Origin of the sequence: Pseudomonas sp. CFBP 8758 (assembly GCF_014841725.1) — a bacterium.
GTDB lineage: Bacteria > Pseudomonadota > Gammaproteobacteria > Pseudomonadales > Pseudomonadaceae > Aquipseudomonas > Aquipseudomonas baltica.
Genome location: NZ_JACYUK010000003.1, coordinates 524,525 through 548,709, shown reverse-complemented (window position 1 = coordinate 548,709; position 24,185 = coordinate 524,525). Strand labels below are relative to the sequence as shown.

Annotated in this window: 16 protein-coding genes and 1 other RNA gene; 9 read left to right on the top strand and 8 right to left on the bottom strand. The window is 64.4% G+C overall.

Annotated features, from left to right (window positions below):
- Window positions 1–200 precede the first annotated feature (200 nt).
- From IFT75_RS09335 to ffs, 3 genes are all read right to left on the bottom strand, one after another.
- On the bottom strand, window positions 201–527 hold the full coding sequence (locus IFT75_RS09335; protein WP_122478410.1) for a YbaB/EbfC family nucleoid-associated protein: 327 nt from the start codon (window positions 525–527) through the stop codon (window positions 201–203).
- 75 nt (window positions 528–602) lie between these two features.
- On the bottom strand, window positions 603–3,059 hold the full coding sequence (gene dnaX / locus IFT75_RS09330) for a DNA polymerase III subunit gamma/tau (protein WP_192054470.1): 2,457 nt from the start codon (window positions 3,057–3,059) through the stop codon (window positions 603–605).
- A 203-nt stretch (window positions 3,060–3,262) separates the two neighbouring features.
- Window positions 3,263–3,359: signal recognition particle sRNA small type (gene ffs / locus IFT75_RS09325), an RNA gene on the bottom strand.
- Window positions 3,360–3,584: 225 nt separating this feature from the next.
- On the opposite strand from ffs, the gene IFT75_RS09320 reads away from it, so the two are divergent.
- On the top strand, window positions 3,585–4,067 hold the full coding sequence (locus tag IFT75_RS09320; protein ID WP_192054468.1) for a GNAT family N-acetyltransferase: 483 nt from the start codon (window positions 3,585–3,587) through the stop codon (window positions 4,065–4,067).
- 166 nt (window positions 4,068–4,233) lie between these two features.
- Here IFT75_RS09320 and IFT75_RS09315 read toward each other — a convergent pair whose 3' ends face one another.
- From IFT75_RS09315 to IFT75_RS09295, 5 genes are all read right to left on the bottom strand, one after another.
- Complete coding sequence (locus IFT75_RS09315; protein WP_122478416.1) at window positions 4,234–5,400, bottom strand: zinc-binding metallopeptidase family protein; 1,167 nt, start codon at window positions 5,398–5,400, stop codon at window positions 4,234–4,236.
- 276 nt (window positions 5,401–5,676) lie between these two features.
- Window positions 5,677–8,019 carry an NAD-dependent DNA ligase LigA gene (ligA, locus tag IFT75_RS09310; RefSeq protein ID WP_192054466.1) on the bottom strand — a complete coding sequence of 781 codons (2,343 nt, stop codon included), beginning with the start codon at window positions 8,017–8,019 and terminating at the stop codon, window positions 5,677–5,679.
- 127 nt (window positions 8,020–8,146) lie between these two features.
- A complete protein-coding gene (zipA, locus tag IFT75_RS09305; RefSeq protein ID WP_192054463.1) occupies window positions 8,147–9,070 on the bottom strand; it encodes a cell division protein ZipA in 924 nt (307 codons plus the stop codon).
- A 192-nt stretch (window positions 9,071–9,262) separates the two neighbouring features.
- Window positions 9,263–12,751, bottom strand: a complete 3,489-nt coding sequence (smc, locus tag IFT75_RS09300) for a chromosome segregation protein SMC (RefSeq protein ID WP_192054461.1) — start codon at window positions 12,749–12,751, stop codon at window positions 9,263–9,265.
- A gap of 2 nt (window positions 12,752–12,753) precedes the next feature.
- Entirely contained in the window at window positions 12,754–13,413 is a 660-nt protein-coding gene (locus IFT75_RS09295; protein WP_122795688.1) for a GntR family transcriptional regulator, read from the bottom strand.
- Between the two features lie 246 nt (window positions 13,414–13,659).
- Here IFT75_RS09295 and xdhA point away from each other — a divergent pair, with 246 nt between their 5' ends.
- The 8 genes from xdhA to IFT75_RS09255 all read left to right on the top strand — a co-directional run bounded on the left by xdhA (window position 13,660) and on the right by IFT75_RS09255 (window position 24,060).
- On the top strand, window positions 13,660–15,114 hold the full coding sequence (xdhA, locus tag IFT75_RS09290; RefSeq protein WP_192054459.1) for a xanthine dehydrogenase small subunit: 1,455 nt from the start codon (window positions 13,660–13,662) through the stop codon (window positions 15,112–15,114).
- Window positions 15,107–17,482 carry a xanthine dehydrogenase molybdopterin binding subunit gene (gene xdhB, locus IFT75_RS09285; RefSeq protein WP_192054457.1) on the top strand — a complete coding sequence of 792 codons (2,376 nt, stop codon included), beginning with the start codon at window positions 15,107–15,109 and terminating at the stop codon, window positions 17,480–17,482. The genes xdhA and xdhB overlap by 8 nt, the downstream gene beginning before the upstream one ends.
- Window positions 17,475–18,341, top strand: coding sequence for a xanthine dehydrogenase accessory protein XdhC (gene xdhC / locus IFT75_RS09280; protein ID WP_192054455.1), 867 nt, complete (start codon window positions 17,475–17,477; stop codon window positions 18,339–18,341). Before xdhB ends, xdhC begins: the two co-directional genes overlap by 8 nt.
- Entirely contained in the window at window positions 18,338–19,645 is a 1,308-nt protein-coding gene (gene guaD / locus IFT75_RS09275) for a guanine deaminase (RefSeq protein WP_192054453.1), read from the top strand. The genes xdhC and guaD overlap by 4 nt, the downstream gene beginning before the upstream one ends.
- 87 nt (window positions 19,646–19,732) lie before the next feature.
- Window positions 19,733–20,014, top strand: a complete 282-nt coding sequence (locus IFT75_RS09270) for a peptidylprolyl isomerase (protein WP_043189047.1) — start codon at window positions 19,733–19,735, stop codon at window positions 20,012–20,014.
- Window positions 20,015–20,132: 118 nt separating this feature from the next.
- On the top strand, window positions 20,133–21,980 hold the full coding sequence (locus tag IFT75_RS09265; RefSeq protein WP_192054451.1) for an extracellular solute-binding protein: 1,848 nt from the start codon (window positions 20,133–20,135) through the stop codon (window positions 21,978–21,980).
- Complete coding sequence (locus IFT75_RS09260; RefSeq protein WP_192054449.1) at window positions 21,980–23,041, top strand: microcin C ABC transporter permease YejB; 1,062 nt, start codon at window positions 21,980–21,982, stop codon at window positions 23,039–23,041. Before IFT75_RS09265 ends, IFT75_RS09260 begins: the two co-directional genes overlap by 1 nt.
- Window positions 23,038–24,060: an ABC transporter permease gene (locus IFT75_RS09255; protein WP_192054519.1), complete on the top strand. Its 1,023-nt coding sequence runs from the start codon at window positions 23,038–23,040 to the stop codon at window positions 24,058–24,060. Before IFT75_RS09260 ends, IFT75_RS09255 begins: the two co-directional genes overlap by 4 nt.
- Window positions 24,061–24,185 lie beyond the last annotated feature (125 nt).

Genomic DNA, 24,185 nt, shown 5'->3' with positions numbered 1-24,185 from the left:
CGGCCGATGACCGCTCCTACGGGGGGATTGGATTGCGCGCGTATCCTGTAGGAGCGGTCTGTGGCCGCGAAGGGAGCACACGATGTGTCTGGTAGACCGCGGTGTAGCTTTCGCGGCCGATGACCGCTCCTACGGGGAGGCGCCTCCACTTGGGTCACTCAGATACAAAAATGCCAGGCTTGGGGCCTGGCATTTTTGGGTCAGAACGGCATCTTGAAGCCGGGCGGCAGTTGCATGCCGGAGGTCATGCCGGACATCTTGTCCTTGCTGTTGGCTTCGATCTTGCGCACGGCGTCGTTGACGGCGGCAGCAATCAGATCCTCGAGAACGTCCTTGTCTTCCTGCATCAGGCTGTCGTCCAGGCTCACGCGCTTGACGTCGTGACGACCGGTCATTACCACGCTCACCAGGCCTGCGCCCGATTGGCCGGTCACTTCCGCCTTGGCCAACTCTTCCTGCATCTCGGCCATTTTTTCCTGCATCTGCTGGGCCTGCTTCATCAGGCCGGCCATGCCACCTTTCATCATGGGGTTCACCTCAAAGGTCAATGGGTATGACCGCGCAGTGCCGAAGGCGTCCTGCGCGGGCTTGGGTAGGAGCACTTAACGCGTTGGGCCGGCCACCGCCTCGACTGGTTCAATCGTATCGTCGCGAATGATGGCACCGAACTGTTGCAGCATTTGTTGAATGTACGGGTCTTGTTGAATCGACTGTTCGGCATCGGCCTGGCGATTCGCACGCCAGCGCGCGGCGGCCTGCGCCGGGGTTTCCTGTTCCGGGCGGATCAGCTCGATGGTCAGGTTGAGCGTGCGCTGATGATACTGGTTCAGCGCATCGTTCAGGCGCCGCTGCTGGGTGCTGTTGAACAGCGCGCTGTGCGCCGGGTCCAGGTGCAGCAGCCAGTCGTCGCCCTCCACGGCGATCAGGGTACAGTTGGCGGCGATGCTGCCAGTCATCCCCGAGATCGGCAGTTTCGGAAACAGCTCGAGCCATTGCAAAGCCAGCCCGCTCGCTGGCTGCGCGGCGGGCAGCACTTCGGGCTCGGTTTCGACAGGCGTGTCGTGGACGGTTTCACTGGCCAGCTCGTCGAGGTAGCTGTAGGCGGCGCCGTCGGTTTCCGGGGCGTAATAGTCCTCGTCCAGCGGCGGCTCGTCGTCGCGGTCCATGCCGGCTGGTGTGTAATCGGCGGGCTCGGCATCGTCGGCAGGCGAGGCTGTCTGGGTTTCCGGGGCGTCCGGCACGGCACTGGCAGGCGTGGGCGCCGGCATTGGAGTCAATGCGGGCTGCTCGGCGACGACATCCAGGATCGGTTCCTGGGTGGGCGCAGTTGCGAGCGCGACCGGGTCGTTCCAAGGCAGATCGATAACGGGTTCGGGGGCTGCCTGAGAATGCGCGGGGGATTCTTCGCGGCCGCTGACCGCTCCTACGGGGGGATTCGAGGGTGCGGGCATCTCGTAGGAGCGGTCCGTGGCCGCGAAAGGCGCGACGCGGTCTGCCTGGGTATCCGCAACAGGGCCTTCGCGGCCGCTGACCGCTCCTACGGGGGGATTCGAGGGTTCGGGCATCTCGTAGGAGCGGTCCGTGGCCGCGAACGGCGCGACGCGGTCTGCCTGGGTATCCGCAACAGGGCCTTCGCGGCCGCTGACCGCTCCTACGGGGGGATTCGAGGGCGCGGGCACCTCGTAGGAGCGGTCCGTTGCCGCGAACGGCGCGTCGCGGTCTGTCTGGGTATCCGCAGTGTGGCCTTCGCGGCCGGTGACCGCTCCTACGGGGGGATTCGACGGCGCGGGCATCTCGTAGGAGCGGTCCGTGGCCGCGAACGGCGCGACGGGGTCTGCCTGGGTATCCGCAACAGGGCCTTCGCGGCCGCTGACCGCTCCTACGGGGGTTGGAGCTGCCACGGAGTGGGTGGAATCAACTGTGGCCGCGCTGATCCCCACTGTCTTTAGCGGTTGACTGGGCCCATCGCTGCTGCCTGCGGGGCGGAACGCGAGCATGCGCAGCAGCACCATTTCGAAACCGCCACGCAGCTCCGGAGCCAGTGGCAGGTCGCGACGGCCGATCAAGCCCATCTGATAATAGAACTGCACATCTTCGGCCGGCAGCGCCTGCGCCAGCGCCAGCACCCGTTCGCGATCACCCTGGCCATTGTCTACCGCCTCGGGCAGCGCCTGGGCGATGGCCACGCGGTGCAGCACGTTGAGAATTTCAGCCAGCACGCCATTCCAGTCCGGCCCCTGCTCCGCCAGATGGCGCACGGCCTCGAGCACACCGCGGGCGTCACCTTCGAGCAATGCCTCCAACACGCCGTAAACCTGACCGTGGTCCAGTGTACCCAGCATCGCCCGAACATCGGCTGCCAGCACCTTGCCTTCGCCAAAGGCAATGGCCTGGTCGGTCAGGCTCATGGCGTCGCGCATGGAGCCATCGGCGGCGCGGCCGAGCAACCACAGCGCGTCGTCCTCGAAGGGTACGTTCTCGACACCCAGCACATGGCTCAAGTGCTCGACCACCCGCTCCGGCGTCATGTTCTTCAACGAGAATTGCAGACAGCGCGACAGAATGGTCGCTGGCAACTTCTGCGGATCGGTGGTGGCCAGAATGAATTTGACGTAGGGCGGCGGCTCTTCCAGCGTCTTCAGCAACGCGTTGAACGAGTGCGTGGACAGCATGTGCACTTCGTCGATCAGGTAAACCTTGAAGCGCCCACGGCTGGGTGCGTACTGCACGTTGTCGAGCAGCTCGCGGGTGTCTTCGACCTTGGTGCGGCTGGCGGCATCGATCTCGATCAGATCGACGAAGCGACCCTCGTCGATTTCGCGGCAGACCGAACACTCACCGCACGGCGTTGACGTGATGCCGGTCTCGCAGTTGAGGCACTTGGCGATGATCCGCGCGATGGTGGTCTTGCCCACGCCCCGAGTGCCGGTGAACAGGTAGGCGTGATGCAGCCGCTGGTTGTCCAGCGCATTGATCAATGCCTTGAGCACATGGGTCTGGCCGACCATTTCGCGGAACGAGCGCGGACGCCATTTACGTGCAAGAACCTGATAACTCATCGAAAACCGTCGCGACATGAAAGCGGAAGACCGCCAATGCTAATGGAGCAGGACCGAAATTGCATCCGTGCCCTGCTCTATTGCTGAGTTCGCCTGAAAAAACATCGGCAAGGATCAGCGATGGCGAGTTTTCGCCTGGGTATCGGTTTGGGATGGGTGATGCGATGAATCCGTGCGAAGACGAATTCTGGAAGAGGTGGCAACCCTACCAGCCACACCCCGGCACACAATGTTCCCGCTGTGGCTGCTTCCTTCCGGATCTGACCAGGTTCACGGGTAATCGTTGCGGGGGGACCGGCAGGGTCACCATAACGACACTCGCTTGGTAGCGAGCGGGGGCCATTGTACCGGTCCTGACAGAAGTTACAACCCGTTGCGCGAGATAAAATCTGTAGGGCTGTCAGGGACTTGGCGTGGGCTGCTTTGTACGGTACAGCGTAGGCCCGGATTGCTTGCACGCAAGACAAGCGACAGCCGTGATGTGAATTGGTAACGTCGCGACATGTCCCCTGCCTGGTGCTTGCGATGAATGTTCTGACGCCCTACCCCGACTTGTCGCCTACACAGCTGCAGCAATTGATGGATATCGAGATTCGCCCGGAGCAGAAGCAGTATTCCGGGGATGTGGACATGGCGCTGTATACGCTCCTGGGCTGCACCGATGGTGAGATCCAAGGTTTCGCGCTGCTGGTAGATGAGGTGCCGAAAGGATTTCTGCTGCTCAAGCATGGACGATTCGTGCCGGAATGGGCGCATCCGCAGGCGGCGACCTTGCATGCATTGCAGGTGGATCGGCGCATGCAGGGACGTGGGCTGGGGCGGGCTTGTCTGGAAGGCCTGCCTGATGCAGCGCGCGGTGCGTGGCCTGGGGTGCAACAGCTTGAGTTGTCGGTGGATGCTGACAATGTGGCGGGCATTGGGTTGTACAAGGCGCTGGGATGGGTGGATCGCGGTGAAGCGTACCGTGGACGGATTGGTTATGAGCGCAGGTTCGTGCTTGCGCTCTAGAGGCAGCAGCTCTCTTTGCAGCAGCGCTGCCCCGCCTTTGTGGGGGCGGGCTCTGCCCGCGAAGGCGTATGAATGGGCGGTGCACATTTCAAATGAGGCGGTGAATGTGCGGGCCTCTTCGCGGGCAGAGCCCGCTCCCACAGGGGGGCGGGCATCGGCTGGTGTGTCACACCTGCAGGACGTCGTCGGCGCGGCCGCCGGCTTCCTGGACGACGACGTGGATGAAGTGCAGCTTGGCGATCACGGCCGGTGGCAGCACGAAGGGGTAGAAGTCGGGCTGGCCCATGGCGCGGGAAAGTTCGTTAAGCATGCCGGCCAGTTCGATCCAGGCGTTGACGAACGCGAGGAATGCCGGGCCGCTGGTGTGGTCCGGGTCGTACAGGGTGGCCAAGGGGAACGGCGTGTAGTCGAGGTCCATTTCCTTGGCGCTCATGCCGAAGCCCAACGCGGTGTCCACCGCGTCCATCATGTGCAGGTAGTGAGCCCAGGTTTCCGCCCAGTCTTCCCATGGGTGCATGGTGGCGTAGGCACTGACGAAGTTCTGTTGCCAATCGGCCGGGGCACCCTGGTCGTAATGGCGCTGCAGCGCGTCGGCGTAGCTTTGGCTTTCATCGCCGAACAGGCGGCGGTAGTCGGCCACCCAGTGAGTGTCGGCGATCAGCCGGTCCCAGTAGTAGTGCCCTACTTCGTGCCGGAAGTGTCCGAGCAGCGTGCGGTACGGTTCGCGCATCTGCACGCGGACCTTTTCGCGGTGGGCGTCGTCGGCTTCCTTGATATCCAGGGTAACCAGGCCATTGGCGTGGCCGGTGGTGGGCGCGTTGCCATTGAGGTCGGTGCCGATGAAGTCGAATGCCAGGCCGGTGGCTTCGTCTTCGGTCTTGGCGATGACCGGCAGGCCGAGGTTGATCAGTTGCGCGATCAGACGGCGCTTGGCCGTTTCGACTTTGCGCCAGTGTTCGGGGTTTTCCGGAATGCTCAGGTCGGGGATGGTCCGGTTCAGGTTGCATGCGGTGCACAGGGCTGCGGGCCCCTTCTCTGCCGGTACCAGCCAGTTGCAGGCTGCGGGGGTATCGAGGTTGGCGCAGCGGCGGAACAGGCCTGCGTCGGGCGCGGCATGCAGGCGCCAGCTGCCTGCTTCGGGGCCTGCGTCGAGCGTGGACAGCACGTTCTTGGCCGGCCAGAAACCGAGCAAGGCATTGCATGCCAGGCACTGGCTGTTGCGGAAGAAGATCGACTGCCCGCAGGTGCATTCCCATACCTTGCTGTGACGGTTTTCCGGTTTGGCGAATGGGGCGGTGATTCGGGTGCTGAGTTGTTCGAAAAAACGATACATGGCGATCTCCGGTGGCCTGCCATGACTAGAGCTTGCCGGCGTGGGAAAGGTTTCATTTGCGGCAGAGGTTGGGCGGAAATGCGGATGGGAGGTTGAAGAACGTCGTGTAGCAGCGGCGCGAGCCGCGTCGACGGTGGCCGCAGTCAGTCTGAATGAACGCGGTAGAACCGGACGCGGCTTGCGCCGCTGCTACAGGGGGGGGGGGGTGGCCCTGGGCTCTGATTGCTGGGGTGCATCGCAGTTTGGGGCAAACTTGGGATGCGTCATGTCATGATGTTACATGTTGGTGAGAAACTTCAGGAACTGCTCTTCGTCGAGGACCTTGATGCCCAGTTCGCTGGCCTTGGCCAATTTGGAGCCGGCGCCGGGGCCTGCCACGACGGTGTGGGTCTTGGCGGAAACCGAGCCGGAGACCTTGGCCCCAAGGGCTTCGAGCTTCTGCTTGGCTTCGTCGCGGCTCATCTGCTCCAGCGAGCCGGTCAGTACCCACGTCTGCCCCGCCAGGGGCAGGCCTTCGACGACTTTTTTCTCGCTCGCCCAGTGCATGCCGAAGGCTTGCAACTGCGCTTCCACGGCCTTGGCCGTCTCGGCGTTGCGCGGCTCCTTGAAGTACTCGCGCACCGCCTCCGCCTGCCGGGCGTTGAGCGCCTGGCGCAGGTCGATGCCGTCGGCGGCGATGATCTGGTCCAGGCTGCCCAGCTTGGCCACCAGCTTCTCGGCGCCAGTCGGCCCTACCGAATTGATCTCCAGCTTGGCGATCATGCCCGCCAGGGTGGTGCTGGCGGCGTACTCGGGGTGTACGTCGCCCTCCTCCTGCAACTGCAGGCCGCGCTCGAGCAATTGCTGGATGACGCTGCGGTTGTGCGGATCTTCGAAGAAGCTGTGGATCTCGAAGGCCACTTCCAGGCCGACGTCCGGCAGATAAGTCAGCACCTGCGGCAGCGCTTCGCTGACGCGCTGCAACGAGCCCAGCGAGCGTGCCAACACCTTGGCCGTTTCCTCGCCCACGTCGGGGATGCCCAAGGCATAGATGAACCGCGCCAGGCTCGGCTGCTTGCTGTCGGCGATGGCCTTGAGCAGGTTGTTGCTGGACACCTCGGCGAAGCCGTCCAGCTTGACCACGTCGTCGAACTGCAGCGTGTAGAGGTCGGCGGGCGAACTGACCAGGCCTTCGTCGACCAACTGCTCGACGCTCTTTTCACCGAGCCCGTCGATGTCCATCGCCCGCCGCGAGACGAAATGTATGATCGCCTGCTTGAGTTGCGCACCACAGGCCAACCGCCCGACACAGCGATAGACCGCGCCTTCGCTGACCGTCTGCTTGCCCTTGCTGCGCTTGACCAGCTGGGTGCGCTCGACATGGGAGCCGCACACCGGGCAGGTTTCCGGCACCTGAACCGCACGGGCGTTGTCCGGCCGACGCTCGACCACCACCTGCATGACCTGGGGAATGACGTCACCGGCGCGACGGATGATCACGGTATCGCCGATCATCAGGCCCAGGCGCGCCACTTCGTCCATGTTGTGCAAGGTAGCGTTGGCCACCGTGACGCCTGCCACCTTGACCGGCTTGAGCCGCGCCACGGGTGTAACGGCGCCGGTGCGGCCCACCTGAAATTCCACGTCGAGCAGTTCGGTGAGCTCTTCCATGGCGGGGAATTTATGGGCAATGGCCCAACGCGGCTCGCGCGCGCGAAAGCCCAGCTCGCGCTGAGAGGCCACACTGTTGACCTTGAACACCACACCGTCGATTTCATAGGGCAGCTGGGTTCGGCGGGCGCCGATGTCGTGGTAGTACTCCAGGCACTGCTCGATGTTTTCCGCGACCTTGAGTTCGCGACTGATCGGCATGCCCCATTTCTTGAGCTGTTCGAGGTTGCCGGTGTGGGTGGTGGCGATGTCTTCGGTAACCTGGCCGATGCCGTAGCAGCAGAACTCCAGGGGACGGCTGGCGGTGATCTTCGAGTCGAGCTGGCGCAGGCTGCCGGCCGCAGCGTTGCGCGGGTTGGCGAAGGTCTTGCCGCCGACTTCCATCTGGCTGGCGTTGAGCCGCTCGAAGCCGGCCTTGGACATGTAAACCTCGCCGCGCACTTCCAGCACCGGTGGCCAGCCACTGCTGTGCAGCTTGAGCGGGATGTTGCGGATGGTGCGCACGTTGACACTGATGTCTTCGCCGGTGGTGCCATCGCCGCGGGTGGCGCCGCGAACCAGGGCGCCGTCCTGATACAGCAGGGAGACAGCCAGGCCGTCGAGCTTGGGTTCGCAGCTGTAGTGGATGGCCGCGCCGCTACCGAACAGATCACCGGTGGGCAGGTCGAGGCCTTCGGTGACGCGGCGGTCGAATTCACGCAGGTCGACTTCTTCGAAGGCGTTGCCCAGGCTGAGCATGGGGATTTCGTGGCGCACCTGGGAGAACGCGGTCAATGCAGCGTTGCCGACGCGCTGCGTGGGCGAGTCGGGCGTCACCAGCTCGGGATGGGCGGCTTCGAGCGCTTTCAGTTCATGGAACAGACGGTCGTATTCGGCGTCGGGGATGCTGGGTTCGTCGAGCACGTGGTAACGGTAGTTGTGCTGGTCGAGTTCGGCACGCAGTTCGAGGATACGGGTGGCGTCGGTCATGATCGGTTCTCGCTTGAAGCAAAAGAGCAGCCTGGGCTGCTCTCGGGTTGGATCTGGGGGTTCGGCGGCGCTCCGTTCGCGGGCACTGCCCGCTCCTACAAGAGCACGGGCTGCGGCAGTATCGGACTTACCGCTTGTGAGTCATGGCGCGGCGTTCGAATTCGACGATGCGCTGGCGGTAGTGCTCGATGGTCTGCGCGGTCAGCACGCTGCGCTGGTCGTCCTTCAACTCGCCGTCCAGTTCATGGGCCAGCTTGCGCGCCGCGGCTACCATCACGTCGAAGGCCTGCTTGGGATGACGCGGGCCGGGCAGACCGAGGAAGAAGCTCACGGCACGGGTGCTGAAATGGTCGATATCGTCCAGATCGAAGATGCCCGGCTTGACCGCATTGGCCATGGAGAACAGCACTTCGCCATTGCCGGCCATGCTTTCGTGACGATGGAAAATGTCCATTTCGCCGAAGCGCAGGCCGCTTTCGAGGATGTTCTGCAGCAGCGCAGGGCCGCGGAAGCCGCTCTCGCTGCGCGAGATGACGCTGATCACCAGCACCTCTTCGACCGGTGGCAGCTCTTTCTCCACGGCCGGGGCACCGCTGCTGGAAAAACCCTTGCCCTCGCTGGCGAAATCGTCGTGGGCGTCACGCGCCGCTTTCATCGCAGGCTGCGGTTTGGCCGGCTTGGGCTCGCGTGCAGGCTTGGTCGGCCGGGCCTCGCGGGGCTCCTTGATCTCGTCCGGCTCCACGGCCAGGTTGAGATCAGCGTGGTCGGCCGACGGCTCGCGCTTGGCACGCTGGTTGCCGCCGTCGCGCTGGGCGCTCATGGACGGCAGGTCATGCTCATCCAGTTGCGGCTCTTTATGAGCATCGAGTACGCGAGGCGGACCGAGCACTTCGGCGCCCGTGTCTTCCTCGGGAAGGTTGTTGATGTTGCGATCCAGGCGAAACTTGAGCTTGCCCTTGCCGCCACGCATCCGGCGCCAGCCGTCGAAAAGAATACCGGCAATGACAATGATGCCGATGAGGATCAGCCACTCGCGCAGACCGATTTCCATGTAATCCCGTGCCTCTATAAAAATGCTGAAAAATAAAGGGTGTGAACCCTCTTTAAGACGTGGCGCCAACTGTATGTTCTGACAGGCGTTTTCCCACGCGTAAACAAGACTTTGGTAAAACTAGCACGACCAGAAACAACTTTACACCGTCTGTCGCATTTGGCTCGATTTTAACGCCATGATAAGGGTTTTTCAGGCCTCGACCATGGCCAATGCCTCTTCCACGTCCACGGCCACCAGTCGCGAGCAACCGGGTTCGTGCATGGTCACCCCCATCAACTGATCGGCCATCTCCATGGCGATCTTGTTGTGGGTGATATAGATGAACTGCACCGTCTGCGACATCTCTTTCACCAACCGGGCGTAACGACCGACGTTGGCGTCGTCCAGCGGTGCATCGACTTCGTCGAGCATGCAGAACGGCGCCGGATTCAGTTTGAAGATGGCGAAAACCAGGGCCAGTGCGGTCAAGGCTTTCTCTCCACCGGAGAGCAAATGAATGGTGCTGTTCTTCTTGCCGGGCGGACGCGCCATGATCGTCACCCCTGTATCGAGTAAATCTTCGCCCGTCAGTTCCAGATAAGCACTGCCACCACCGAAAACTTTTGGAAAAAGTGCCTGCAAACCGGCATTGATCTGGTCAAAGGTGTCCTTGAAGCGGCTGCGGGTTTCCTTGTCGATCTTGCGAATGACGTTTTCCAGGGTGTCCAGCGCTTCGGCCAGGTCGGCGTTTTGCGCATCCAGATAGCGCTTGCGCTCGGATTGCTGCTGGTATTCGTCGATGGCCGCGAGGTTGATCGCGCCCAGGCGCTGGATGCGCCCGTCGATACGTTGCAGTTCTTCCTCGGCCTCCTGCTCGCTGGCCAGCACGTCAAGGGTGGCGAGCACGCCGTGCAGGTCGTAGCCGTCGGCGTGCAGCTGCTCCTGCAGGGTCTTGCGCCGCACGCTGAGCCCCTGCCACTCCAGGCGGTGCTGTTCCAGCTGGCCGCGCAACAGCTGGCTCTGCTGCTCGGCCTGGGTGCGACGTTTTTCGACCTCGCGCAGCTCGCGATCGGCATCGTCCAGTGCCAGCCGCGCGTGACGCATTTCTTCGTCGACGGCCATGCGCTGCTCGAGCAGGCCTTCGAGGTCCAGGCGCAGTTCTTCGAGCGGGGCCTCGCCCTCCTCCAGGTTCAGACTCAATTGCTCGCGTTTCTCGCCCAAACGCTCGGCTTGCAATTGCAGGCGTTCAAGCGCCTGGCCAGTGGAGTCGTGCTGGGCGCGCAGCGAGCCCAGGCGAACCGCCAACTGATGCGCGCGATCCTTGTGCTGGCGGGCGTCCTGGCGAATGCGCTCCAGGCCTTCGCGCAGGCTGTCGCGCTGCGCCATGAGCTGTTCGCGCTGTTCGGTGTCGGTGGCCATGGCGTCGAGCGCGTCCTGCAACTGCAGGCGCGACTCACCGAGCTGCTCGTGTTCCAGGGCGCGCTGTTCGGCCAGTTCGCCGAGTTCTTCGTCGAGGCGACGACGACGCAGCGCCAATTGCTCGGCCCTGGCCCGGCTCGCCGAGAGCGTGGCCTTGAGTTCGCCCTGCTGGCGATTTTCATCCTGGATGCGGCGGCGCAGCTGTTCGCGCAGCTGTTCCTGGGCATCCTGCCGTTCACGGCAGGCCGCAAGCTGTTCCTGAAGTTGCGCAAGGGTCGCTTCGCGCGACTCGACGTCCAACTGCAGGGCCTGCAGCTCCTGCCCGCGGGCCAGAACCCCGCGGCTGGCGTCGTTGCCGCGGCTGACGCGTAGGAAGTGCCGACCCAGCCAATAGCCGTCCTGGCTGACCAGGCTTTCGCCCGCGGCCAGTTGGCTGCGCAGGGCCAGCGCGGTGTCGAGGTCGGCGACCGTTCGCACCCCCGCGAGCCAGGGGCTCAGGTCGACCTGGCTGTGAACCTTGTGCAGCAGACTGTCTGGCAAGCCTACGGCGCCCGCAGCCGCACTGATCAGGCGCAGTTCGCCCTGATCGAAGCCGGCCAGGTCGAGGCCTTGCAGATCATCGACCAGCACTGCCTGGAGATCGGCGCCCAACACGGTTTCCACCGCCAGCTCCCAGCCGGGCTCGACGCGCAGCCCTTCGGCCAGGCGCGGATGGCCGGCCAGCCCCTGTTGATCCAGCCACTGCGCGGTGCCCGTGCCCGGATCCAGCGCGGCCTGCTGCAAAGCCTCGAGGGAAGCCAGGCGGCCGTTGAGCCGCTGCAGCTCGCCCTGGGCCTGTTGCTGGGCCTGGGTCGCCTGTTGCAGTTGCTGACGGGTAGCGTCCAGCTGTTCGGCCTGCTGCCGTTCCTCGGCGGTCCACTCTTCGATGAGCATTTCGCTGCTGGCCAGCTGTTCGGCCAGTTCCAGGATGGCGGCGTCTTCCGGGTCGGCCGCCAGCAGTTCGCGCTCTTCGCTGTGGCGCCGCTGCCGCTCGGCCAGGCGCTGCATCGACAGTTCGAGCTGGGCGATGCGCGCCTGCTGAACTTCGGCCAGGCGCCGTGGCTCGGCCGAGTCAGTGTTGAACCGGTCCCACTGCTCCTGCCAACCGTGCATGCGGGTTTCGGCTTCTTCCAGCGCCGCCGCCGCTTCTTCGGCGGCGGCACTGCTGATTGCCTGCTCGGGCTCGAGCATGTCCAGCTCTTCGCCCAGGGTCGCCAGCAGGGTCTGGTCGTGGCCCAGGTGCGATTCGGTTTCCAGGCGAGCGCGTTCGGCTTCCTTGAAGTCGTCCTGCAGTTGGCGCAGGCGCTGCTGGCCGTGCTGGATGTTCTGCTCGACACGGGCGATGTCACCGCCCACGGAATAGAAGCGCGCCTGCACGGTATTGAAACGTTCGGACAGATCGTGATGGCCATCGCGCAGGCGCTCGATGCCCGCATCGGCGTTGCGCTGTTCTGCCACCAGCGCTTCGAAGGCCACTTCCTGATCGGCGATGACCGCTTCGCGCTGGCCCACCTGCTCGTTCAGGGTTTGCCAACGCAAGGCCGACAGCTGCGCCTTTAGCTGGCGTTCCTCGGCTTTGTACTGCTGGTATTTCTCGGCCGCCTGGGCCTGGCGGTGCAGGCGTTCGAGCTGGCGTTCCAGCTCTTCGCGCAGGTCGGTCAGGCGCGCCAGGTTCTCGTGGGTACGGCGAATGCGACTTTCGGTCTCGCGGCGGCGCTCCTTGTACTTGGAGATGCCGGCGGCTTCCTCGATGAAGTTGCGCAGGTCTTCGGGCTTGGCCTCGATCAGCTTGGAGATCATCCCCTGTTCGATGATCGAGTAGCTGCGCGGGCCCAGGCCGGTGCCGAGAAAGATGTCGGTGATGTCGCGGCGCCGACACTTGGTGCCGTTCAGGTAATAGGTATTCTGGCTTTCGCGGGTGACCTTGCGCCGGATCGAGATTTCCGCGTAGGCCGCGTACTCGCCCACCAGCGTGCTGTCGCTGTTGTCGAACACCAGCTCGATGCTGGCCTGGCTGACCGGCTTGCGGCTGGTGGAGCCGTTGAAGATGACGTCGGTCATCGACTCGCCGCGCAGGTTCTTCGCCGAGCTCTCGCCCATGACCCAGCGCACGGCGTCGATGATGTTGGACTTGCCGCAACCGTTTGGCCCGACCACGGCAGCCATGTTGCTGGGGAAGTTGACTGTGGTCGGGTCGACGAACGACTTGAAACCGGCCAGGCGAATGCACTTGAGGCGCATGCTCAGCGCGCCGCCAGGGCGCTGAGCACCAGTTCGCAGCTGCGCTGGCAGTATTCGCCGAGAACCTTGCGGATGAGCTGCGGATCGCGCGCGGAAACCGCCTGCAGCAGCCGCCCGAACAAGGCCAGGTATTCGCTCATCGAGGCCTTGCGCTGCTCCAGCGCCAGGTAATAGGTGCGGTTCATGGCCGGCTGGAGGTTCTCGATGGTTTCTTGCAGGTACGGGTTGTTGGCGAACGGATAGGCGGCGCGCATGACGTTGAAGCTGTCCTCGACGAAGGCGTTGATGTCCTGGCGCTCGTAGCTGGTCTGCAGGCGTTGCTGGATGACCAGGAACGGTGCGAGGTCGGCCTCGGTCTGCCAGCGCTGGGCCACGGCGTCGCCGAGCATGATGTACATCTCGCCCATCAGGGCACAGAGGCTGCGCACCTTGTGCTCGGTGAGTTCGCTGACCTGGGCACCGCGCCTCGGCAGGATCTCGACCAGGTGGCGGCGTTCGAGAATCAACAGGGCTTCGCGCACCGAACCGCGGCTGACGTTCAGCGCCTGGGTGACCTTGAGTTCCTGAATGCGCTCGGCCGGCTTGAGCTCACCGCTGATGATGCGCTCGGCCAGATGATGGGCAATTTGCTCGGCGAGGCTGTCCGGCGCCTTGAACGTCATGGGTTTCCTTCGACAATCGGTAATCGGCAAGCTGTGATCAAAGCATGCGGCGCAGTGTACTCCAATTGAACGGCAAAGGCGGCAGTTGGCACGGATGTGGCTTGGCAAAGGCATGACTGCCGGGGTGCAGGCAACGGGTTCGCGAAACTTCCTGACCCGCAGGTCAGCTAATCGTTGACCGCTTCCCGGCCGCCGCATAGATTCTGCTCAAGGCAGACCCAAGAATCAGGTGTCGTGAGGCCATCCGTGATCCAGTTTCTCTTGAATCAACAGCTGCATACCGAGCACGCCCTGGACCCGAACCTGACCGTGCTCGACTACCTGCGCACCGATCTGGCGCGCCCAGGCACCAAAGAGGGGTGCGCCAGCGGCGATTGCGGTGCGTGCACGGTGGTCATCGGCGAACTGGTAGAAGACGGCGCGCAGGCGCAGATGCGCTATCGCAGCAGCAACGCCTGCCTGACCTTCGTCGCCAGCCTGCACGGCAAGCAACTGCTCAGTGTCGAGGACCTCAAGCATCAGGGCCGTCTGCACAGCGTGCAGCAGGCCATGGTCGACTGCCATGGCTCGCAGTGCGGGTTCTGCACCCCTGGCTTCGTCATGTCGCTGTTTGCCCTGCAGAAGAACCAACCCCAGGCCAGCCGCGAGCAGGCCTGCGAAGCATTGGCCGGCAACCTGTGTCGCTGCACCGGCTACCGGCCGATTCTCGACGCCGCGGCCCAGGCCTGCGGCGGACCCGCGCTGCCCGATCAGTTCGACAGCCAGCAGGCGCAGACCATCGCCAGGCTGAAAACCATTGCACCGGCGCACACCGACGAGCTGCACGGTGGCAACAACCGTTGCCTGGTGCCCTTGACCGTGGCCGATCTGGCCGAGCTGTACAGCGAGCAGCCCGAGGCACGGCTGCTGGCCGGCGGCACCGACCTGGCGCTGGAGGTGACCCAGGCGCACCGGGTGCTGCCGGTGATGATCTACGTGGGCCACGTGGCCGAGATGAAGCGCATCGAGACGTTCGACGACCGCCTGGAGATCGGCGCGGCCACGCCGCTGACCGACTGCTACCAGGCACTGGCGAACGAGTACGCGGATTTTGGCCACCTGCTGCACCGCTTCGCCTCGTTGCAGATCCGCAACCAGGCCACCCTGGGCGGCAACATCGGCAATGCGTCGCCGATCGGTGATACTCCGCCGCTGCTGCTGGCCCTGGGCGCGCAGGTGGTACTGCGCAAAGGCTCGCGCAGCCGCACCCTGCCCCTGCAGGACTATTTCATCGACTACCGCATCACCGCTCGCGAAGACGGCGAGTTCATCGAGAAGGTCATCGTGCCGCGCGCCGACCCGCGCCGGGCTTTCCGCGCCTACAAGGTGTCGAAACGCCTGGACGATGACATTTCCGCGGTTTGCGCCGCGTTCGACCTGTTGATCGAAGACGGTGTGGTGCACGAAGTGCGCGCCGCCTTTGGCGGCATGGCGGCAATTCCCAAACGCGCTGCGGCCTGCGAATCGGCACTGCTCGGCAAGCCCTGGAACAAGGCCAGCGTCGAGGCCGCCTGTGCCGCCCTGGCCGAGGATTTCACACCGCTGTCGGATTTTCGCGCGAGCAAGCAGTACCGCCTGCTGACCGCACAGAACCTGCTGCGCAAGTGTTTCATCGAGCTGCAGTCGCCACACATTCAAACGCGGGTGAGCGCCCATGTCTGAGCATCCAGCGCCCGACAGCCAGGCACGCATGGCTGAACTGTTCGCCCAAGGCCTGACCACCGGCGTTGGCCGGGGCGTCAAGCACGACAGCGCCGACAAGCACGTCACCGGTGAGGCAGTGTACATCGACGACCGCCTGGAATTCCCCAACCAGCTGCACGTGTACGCCCGGCTTTCCGACCGTGCCCACGCGCGCATCGTGCGCATCGACACGTCGGCCTGCTACACCATTCCCGGCGTGCGCCTGGCGATCACCCACGAGGACATTCCCGGCCTCAAGGACATCGGCCCGCTGCTGCCGGGCGACCCGCTGCTGGCGATCGACAAGGTCGAGTTCGTTGGCCAGCCGGTGCTGGCCGTGGCGGCTCGCGACCTCGACAGCGCCCGCCGCGGGGCGATGGCCGCCGTGATCGAGTACGAAGATCTGCCGCCGGTGCTGGACGTGGTCGAGGCGCTGCGGCAGAAGCATTTCGTGCTCGACAGCCACACCCACCAGCGCGGCGATTCGGCGACCGCCCTGGCCAGCGCCACCCATCGCCTGCAGGGCAGCCTGCACATCGGTGGCCAGGAGCATTTCTACCTGGAAACGCAGATCAGCTCGGTGATGCCCACCGAGGACGGCGGCATGATCGTCTACTGCTCGACGCAGAACCCCACCGAGGTGCAGAAGCTGGTGGCCGAAGTGCTGGGCGTGTCGATGAGCCAGGTGGTGGTGGACATGCGCCGCATGGGAGGCGGCTTCGGCGGCAAGGAAACCCAGGCGGCCAGCCCGGCCTGTCTGTGCGCGGTGGTAGCGCATCTGACCGGGCAGCCTACCAAGATGCGCCTGCCGCGGGTCGAGGACATGCTCATGACCGGCAAGCGCCACCCCTTCTACATCGAGTACGACGTCGGTTTCGACGACAGCGGGCGCCTGCACGGGATCAATCTGGATTTGGCCGGCAACTGTGGGTACTCACCCGACCTGTCGGCATCCATCGTCGACCGGGCGATGTTCCATGCCGACAACGCCTATTACCTGGGCGACGCCACCATCAATGGCCACCGCTGCAAGACCCACACCGCGTCGAACACCGCCTACCGCGGCTTCGGCGGCCCCCAGGGCATGGTCGCCATCGAGGAAGTGATGGACCGCATCGCCCGCCACCTGGCCCTCGACCCGCTGGCGGTGCGCAAGGCCAACTACTACGGCAAGACCGAGCGCAACGTCACCCACTACTTTCAGACGGTGGAGCACAATCTGCTCGAAGAGATCACCGCCGAGCTCGAAGCCAGCTGCGACTATGGCCCGCGCCGCGAGGCGATCCGCGCGTTCAACGCCGACAGCCCGATATTGAAGAAAGGCCTGGCACTGACGCCGGTGAAGTTCGGTATCTCGTTCACCGCCAGCTTCCTCAACCAGGCCGGGGCGCTGATCCATATCTACACCGACGGCAGCATTCACCTGAACCACGGCGGCACCGAAATGGGCCAGGGCTTGAACGTCAAGGTCGCGCAGGTGGTGGCCGAGGTGTTCCAGGTCGACATCGGCCGCATCCAGATCACCGCGACCAATACCGACAAGGTGCCCAACACCTCCCCCACCGCGGCTTCCAGCGGGGCCGACCTGAACGGCAAGGCGGCGCAGAACGCGGCGCTGATCCTCAAGCAGCGGCTGGTGGAGTTCGCCGCCCGGCACTATCGGGTCAGTGAAGAAGACGTGGCGTTCAGCAACGGGCACGTGCGCGTACGGGACCAGTTGCCGACGTTCCAGAGCCTGGTGCAGCAGGCGTGGATGGGCCAGGTGTCGCTGTCCAGCACCGGTTATTACAAGACGCCGAAGATCCACTACGACCGCAGCCTGGCGCGTGGCCGACCGTTCTACTATTTCGCCTACGGCGCGGCGTGCTGCGAAGTGCTGATCGACACGCTGACCGGCGAGTACAAGCTGTTGCGCACCGATATCCTGCATGACGTCGGCGCCTCGTTGAACCCGGCCATCGACCTCGGCCAGGTGGAAGGCGGCTTCCTGCAGGGGGTGGGCTGGCTGACGTGCGAGGAACTGGTGTGGAGCGACCAGGGCAAGCTGCTGACCAGCGGGCCGGCCTCGTACAAGATTCCGGCGGTGGCCGACATGCCACAGGATCTGCGCGTGCACCTGGTTGAGAACCGCAAGAACCCGGAAGACACGGTGTTCCATTCCAAGGCCGTGGGCGAGCCGCCGTTCATGCTGGGAATCTCCGCCTGGTGCGCGATCAAGGACGCCGTGGCGAGCCTGGGTGATTACCGCCTGCAACCGAACATCGACGCCCCTGCCACTCCGGAACGGGTGCTCTGGGGCTGCGAGCAGATGCGCAAGGCGACCGAGGGGAGCACTGCCCATGACTGACTGGATCGGCGCGCTGGCCGAGCATCAGGCCCGCGGCGAAGCCTGCGTGCTGGTGACCATCATCGAAGAAAAGGGCTCTACGCCGCGCAACGCCGGGGCCAAGATGGTGGTCAGTGCCACCGCCCTGTACGACACCATCGGCGGCGGTCATCTGGAGTACAAGTGCCTGCACATCGCTCGACAGATGCTCGCCGAAGGCACCCGCGCCACGCGTCTGGAACGCTTCAGTCTGGGCGCCAGCCTGGGCCAATGCTGCGGCGGCGCCACGGTGCTGCTGTTCGAGCCCATGCGGCAGGCGCAAGCCCAAGTGGTGGTGTTCGGCGCCGGCCACGTCGGCCGCGCGCTGGTGCCCCTGCTGGCGAGCCTGCCGTGCCGGGTGCGCTGGGTCGATTCGCGGGCCGACGAGTTTCCGCCAAGCCTGCCCGATGGGGTCTGCCAGGTGATCACCGACGAGCCGGTGGATGAAGTGGCGAGCCTGCCGGCGGGCAGCTACTGCATCGTCATGACCCACGACCACTCGCTCGATCTGGAGTTGACCCGGGCCATTCTCGAACGCAACGATTTCACCTGGTTCGGCCTGATCGGCTCGGCCACCAAGCGCGCCCGCTTCGAGCATCGCCTGCGCGACCGCGGCATCGCGCCCAGTGTAGTGCAGCGCATGCGCTGCCCCATGGGCCTGGCGGCAGTGAAAGGCAAGCTGCCGATGGAAATCGCCGTTTCCATCGCCGCCGAGATCATCGCCACCTACAATGCGCACTTTGGCGCCCGCGCCGAGCCGGGGACAGCCAGCTCGCCGGAGGTCGCCCAACTGCTGCCGCGCTCGCGCCGCAGCCCCGTTACCTTGAGAGATGCACCATGAGCCTTACCCGCAAAGCCTATCGCGCAGCGATCCTGCACAGCCTCGACGACCCTGCCCTGGTCGGTGTCCAGGCCTCCTACCAATACTTCGCCGATGGCGTGCTGGTGGTGGAGGACGGTCGCATCCTGGCGCTGGGCGCGGCCGACGAGGTGCTGCCGACCCTGGCGGACACCGTCGAGGTCACTCACTACCCGGATGCCTTGATCACCCCCGGTTTCATCGACACCCACATTCATTTTCCACAGACCGGCATGGTCGGTTCCTATGGCGAGCAACTGCTGGACTGGCTGAACGAGTACACCTTCCCGTGCGAAGGCCAGTTCAGCGACAAGGCCCATGCCGACCAAGTGGCCGATATCTTCCTCAAGGAACTGCTGCGCAACGGCACCACCACCGCGCTGGTGTTCGGCAGCGTTCACCCCGAATCGGTCGACGCCCTGTTCGAAGCCGCCGAGGCCCTGGACCTGCGCTTGATCGCCGGCAAGGTGATGATGGACCGCAACGCCCCGGACTACCTGACCGACACCGCCCAGAGCAGCTATGCCCAGAGCAAGGCGCTGATCGAGCGCTGGCACGGCAAGGGCCGCCTGCACTACGCGGTGACGCCACGCTTCGCGCCGACCAGCAGCGAGGCGCAGTTGACCCTGGCCGGGCAATTGCTGCGCGAATACCCGGACGTCTACCTGCAGACCCACATCAGCGAGAACCTCAAGGAAATCGAGTGGGTCAAGGCGCTGTTCCCCGAGCGGCGCAACTACCTGGATGTGTACGACCATTACCAACTGCTCGGCGAGCGCTCGGTGCTGGCCCACGGCGTGCACCTGTGCGACGAGGAATGCCAGCGCCTGGCCGAAACCGGCTCGGCCATCGCCTTCTGCCCCACCTCGAACCTGTTCCTGGGCAGCGGCCTGTTCAACCTGCCTCAGGCCGAGCGTTTCAAGGTCAATGTCGGCCTGGGCACCGACGTCGGCGGCGGCACCAGCTTCTCGCTGCTGCAGACCCTGAACGAGGCGTACAAGGTCATGCAGTTGCAGGGTGAAAAGCTCAACCCGTTCAAGTCGCTGTACCTGGCGACCCTGGGCGGCGCCCGCGCACTGCGCCTGGAAGACCGCATCGGCACGCTGCAACCAGGCACCGACGCCGACTTCGTGGTGCTCGACTACCACGCCACGCCGCTGCTGAGCTATCGCATCGGCCAGGCCAAGACCTTCGAGGAAGTGCTGTTCGTGCTGATGACCCTGGGCGACGACCGCGCGGTGCTGCAGACCTACGCCGCAGGGCGCCAGGTGCACAGCCGCGACTGATCGCCGCGGACATCCACATGGAACTTTTGCAGGAAAATGCCCCCTCAATCGGGTACCCTGCCCACTTTTTCAGAAAGGAGAATCACCATGGCTAAAGCCACTGCCCGCCACATCCTGGTTGCCGACGAAGCCAAGTGCAACGACCTCAAGGCCCAGATCGAAGGCGGCGCCGATTTCGCGGAGATCGCCAAGGCCAACTCCACCTGCCCCTCCAGCCGCCAAGGTGGCGACCTGGGTTCGTTCGGCCCAGGCCAGATGGTCAAGGAATTCGACACCGTCGTGTTCAGCGCGCCGATCAACGTCGTGCAGGGCCCGGTGAAGACCCAGTTCGGTTACCACCTGCTGGAAGTCACCAGCCGCCAGGACTGATCAGTCCACGGTCTGCGTTACACCTGAACGGCCCGTCTATCGCGGGCCGTTCTGCATTTGCAATGCCACCGGGCCATGATGTTAGGCTGCACCCTTCGCTCTTCGACTCAGGCAGACAATGCGCGCAGCTTTCCTCTCATTCGTTCTTTGTGCCCTGTTCACCACCGCGAGCAATGCCCAGGCTGCGCCGCAGCACGCATTGACCGTCTACGGCGAAGCGCCCCGCTACCCTGCCGACTTCCAGCATTTCGACTATGTGAATCCCGACGCGCCCAAGGGCGGCAGCCTGCGCCGCTCGGCGGTGGAGATCGGCCAGTACGACCACATTCTGCCGTACATCGACAAGGGCATCGGCGTCAGCCAGGTCGACGGCCTGCTCTACGCCCCTCTGGCGGTGCGCTCGCTGGACGAGCCGTACACCGTGTACGGGCTGGTGGCCGAGCGCATGGAGCGCAGTGAAGACGGCCTGTGGCTGCGCTTCTACCTCAACCCCAAGGCGGTGTTCGCCGACGGCCAGCCGATCACCGCGCAGGACGTGCGCTACACCTTCGAGCTGTTGATGCGCGAAGGCAGCCTGGGCTACCGCACGCAGTTCGCCAATGTGGCGGACGTGCAGGTCGAGGGCCCGCGCCAGGTGCGTTTCAACTTCAAGAGCGCCGAAAGCCGCACCCTGCCGCTGGACCTGGCGACGCTGCCGGTGCTGCCCGAACACTGGTGGAAAACCCGCGACTTCGCCAACGGCGGCGGCTTCGAGGCACCGCTGGGCAGCGGCCCGTACCGTATCGACAAGATCGACAACGGCCGCAGCATCACCTTCCAGCGCAACCCCGACTGGTGGGGCAAGGACCTGCCCGAAGCACGCGGCATGTACAACTTCGACCGCTTCAGCATCGAGTACTTCGGCGACACCGATGTGGCTCGCCAGGTGCTGCGCGGCGGCGGTTACGACTACAACCGCGAGTTCTCCGCCACCGCCTATACCATCGGCTACAACGGCCCGGCGCTCGACGATGGCCGCCTGCAACGCGCGCACCTGGCCAAGCAGGGCCTGCAATCGGCCCAGGGCTTCATTTTCAATCTGCAGCGACCGGTGTTCCAGGACCGCCGCGTGCGCCAGGCGCTGGCCATGCTCTGGGACTTCGAATGGAGCAACCGGCAGATGATGCGCGGCATGTACATCCGGCAGCAGAGCTTCTTCTCCAACAGCCCGCTGGCCGCCCGTGAATTGCCCAGCGACGGCGAATTGCAGATTCTGGAAAAACTGCGTGGCCAGGTGCCGGATGAAGTGTTCAGCAAAGTCTTTCATGCGCCCGTCAGCGACGGCTCGGGCTTGATCCGCGACAAGCAGTTGCAAGCCTTGCGCCTGCTGCAGCTGGCCGGCTGGCACGCCGACGGCGACCGTCTGGTGAACGCCGAAGGCCAGCCGCTGAGCTTCACCTTTCTCAATACCCAGAACGGTCTGGAGCGCTTGCTGCTGCCTTGGAAACGCAACCTGGCGCAGATCGGCATCACCATGGAGATTCGTCGCATCGATTCCTCGCAGTACGTCAACCGCTTGATGGCGCGCGACTACGACATGATCATCAGCGGCTACCCGGTGACCCCGACGCCGGGCATCGAGCTGTACAACTTCTTCGGCTCGAGCGTGGCCACCGACCCCGGCTCGAACAACCTGATGGTGCTCAAGGACCCGGCCGTGGACCAGCTGATCAATGGCCTCGGCGCGGCCAGCACGCAACCGCAGATGCGCGACTACGCGCACGCCCTCGACCGGGTGCTGCAGTGGAACTACTACTGGGTGCCCAACTATTACCCGCCGGGCACCTCCACGGTGTGGTGGAACCGCTTCGGCATGCCCGCCTCGCCAGCGCCCAATGACCCGGCCATCGAAACCTGGTGGGAGGTCAGCCCGACGGCGCTGACCACCGAACAGATGCGCGACCGCCTGACAGGGAAGACTCACTGATGCTGGGTTACACGCTACGTCGCCTGCTGCTGATCGTGCCGACCTTGCTGGCGATCCTGCTGGTCAATTTCGCCATCGTTCAGGCCGCGCCGGGGGGGCCGGTGGAGCAAGCCATTGCGCGCCTGCAGGGCGTAGGCGGCGCCAGCGTCACCGGTGGCGGCGGCGACACACTGCAGGGCGGCTCGCGGGCCAGCCGTGGCCTGGACCCGAAACTGATCAAGGACATCGAGCGCCAGTACGGTTTCGACAAACCGGCCCACGAGCGCCTGTGGTTGATGATCAAGAGCTACGCGGTGCTGGATTTCGGCAGCAGCTTCTTTCGCGGCGCCAAGGTCACCGACCTGATCCTGGACAAGATGCCGGTGACCCTCTCGCTGGGCTTCTGGGCCACCTTGATCACCTACCTGGTGTCGATCCCGCTGGGCATCCGCAAGGCGGTGCACCATGGCAGCCGCTTCGACATCTGGAGCAGCAGCCTGATCATCATCGGTTATGCCATGCCGGCGTTTCTGTTCGCCATGCTGCTGATCGTGGTGTTCGCCGGCGGCACTTCGTTGAACTGGTTTCCGGTGCGCGGGCTGGTCTCGGACAATTTCGCCGAGCTCAGCCTGCTGGGCAAGGTCGCCGACTACTTCTGGCACCTGGTGCTGCCGGTCACCTCGCTGGTGATCGGTGGTTTCGCCACCTTGACCATTCTTACCAAGAATTCCTTCCTCAACGAGGTCACCCGGCAATACGTGGTGACGGCGCGGGCCAAGGGCCTGAGCGAGCAACGGGTGCTGTACGGCCATGTGTTCCGCAACGCCATGCTGCTGGTGGTGGCCGGCCTGCCCCAGGCGTTCATCAGCGTGTTCTTCGCCGGTTCGTTGCTGATCGAGGTGATCTTCTCCCTCGACGGGCTCGGTCGCCTGAGCTATGAGGCCGCCGTGGCGCGGGATTATCCGGTGGTGTTCGGCTCGCTGTTCATCTTTACCCTGCTGGGGCTGCTGATCAAACTGATCGGCGACCTGTGCTACACCCTGGTCGATCCCCGCATCGACTTCAGCGCGAGGAATGCCTGATGCGCCTGTCGCCCCTGGCCCGTCGTCGCCTGGACCGCTTCAAGCAAAACCGTCGCGGCTGGTGGTCGCTGTGGCTGTTCCTGGCCCTGTTCGCCCTGACGCTGGGCGGCGAGTTGGTCGCCAATGACAAACCGCTGGTGCTCAAGTACGACGGCGAGCTGTATTTCCCGGTATTCAAGCGCCACACTGAGCAGGAATTCGGCGGCCAGCTGCCGTTCCAGGCCGACTACCGCAGCGAGTATGTGCGGCAGTTGATCGAGGCGCGCGGCGGCTGGATGCTGTTTCCACCGATTCCGTTCAGCGCCGACACGCCCAACTACGACCTGAGCCAACCGGCGCCCAGCCCGCCGTCGACCACCAACTGGCTGGGCACCGACGACCAGTCGCGCGATGTGCTGGCGCGGGTCATCTTCGGCGCGCGGGTGTCGATCCTGTTTGCCCTGGCATTGACCTTGATCAGCTCACTGATCGGCATCGGCGCCGGTGCTCTGCAGGGCTACTACGGCGGTTGGGTGGACCTGTTCGGCCAGCGTCTGCTGGAGGTCTGGTCGGGGCTGCCGGTGCTTTACCTGCTGATCATCCTGTCGGGCTTCGTCGAACCCAATTTCTGGTGGTTGCTGGGGATCATGGCGCTGTTTTCCTGGTTGGCGCTGGTGGACGTGGTGCGCGCCGAGTTCCTGCGCGGGCGCAATCTGGAATACGTCAAGGCAGCGCGAGCGCTGGGGCTGTCGGACCGCAAGATCATTCTGCGGCACATTCTGCCCAACGCCATGAACGCGACCCTGAGCTTTCTGCCGTTCATTCTGACCGGGGCGATTTCCACGCTGACGGCGTTGGATTTCCTCGGTTTCGGCATGCCGGCCGGCAGCGCTTCGCTGGGGGAATTGATTGCCCAGGGCAAGCAGAACCTGCAGGCACCCTGGTTGGGGTTTACCGCGTTTTTCACGCTGGCGCTGATACTGTCGCTGCTGGTGTTCATTGGAGAGGGGCTGCGCGATGCGTTCGATCCGCGTGCTTGACTGGGGATTTGTGGGGGTTCATTCGCGGCCGCTGACCGCTCCTACAGTGGATGCAGGCACTTCACCAATCCCTGTAGGAGCGGCCAGTGGCCGCGAACGCGGTATCCCAGTCCCCGCAGAAGGCC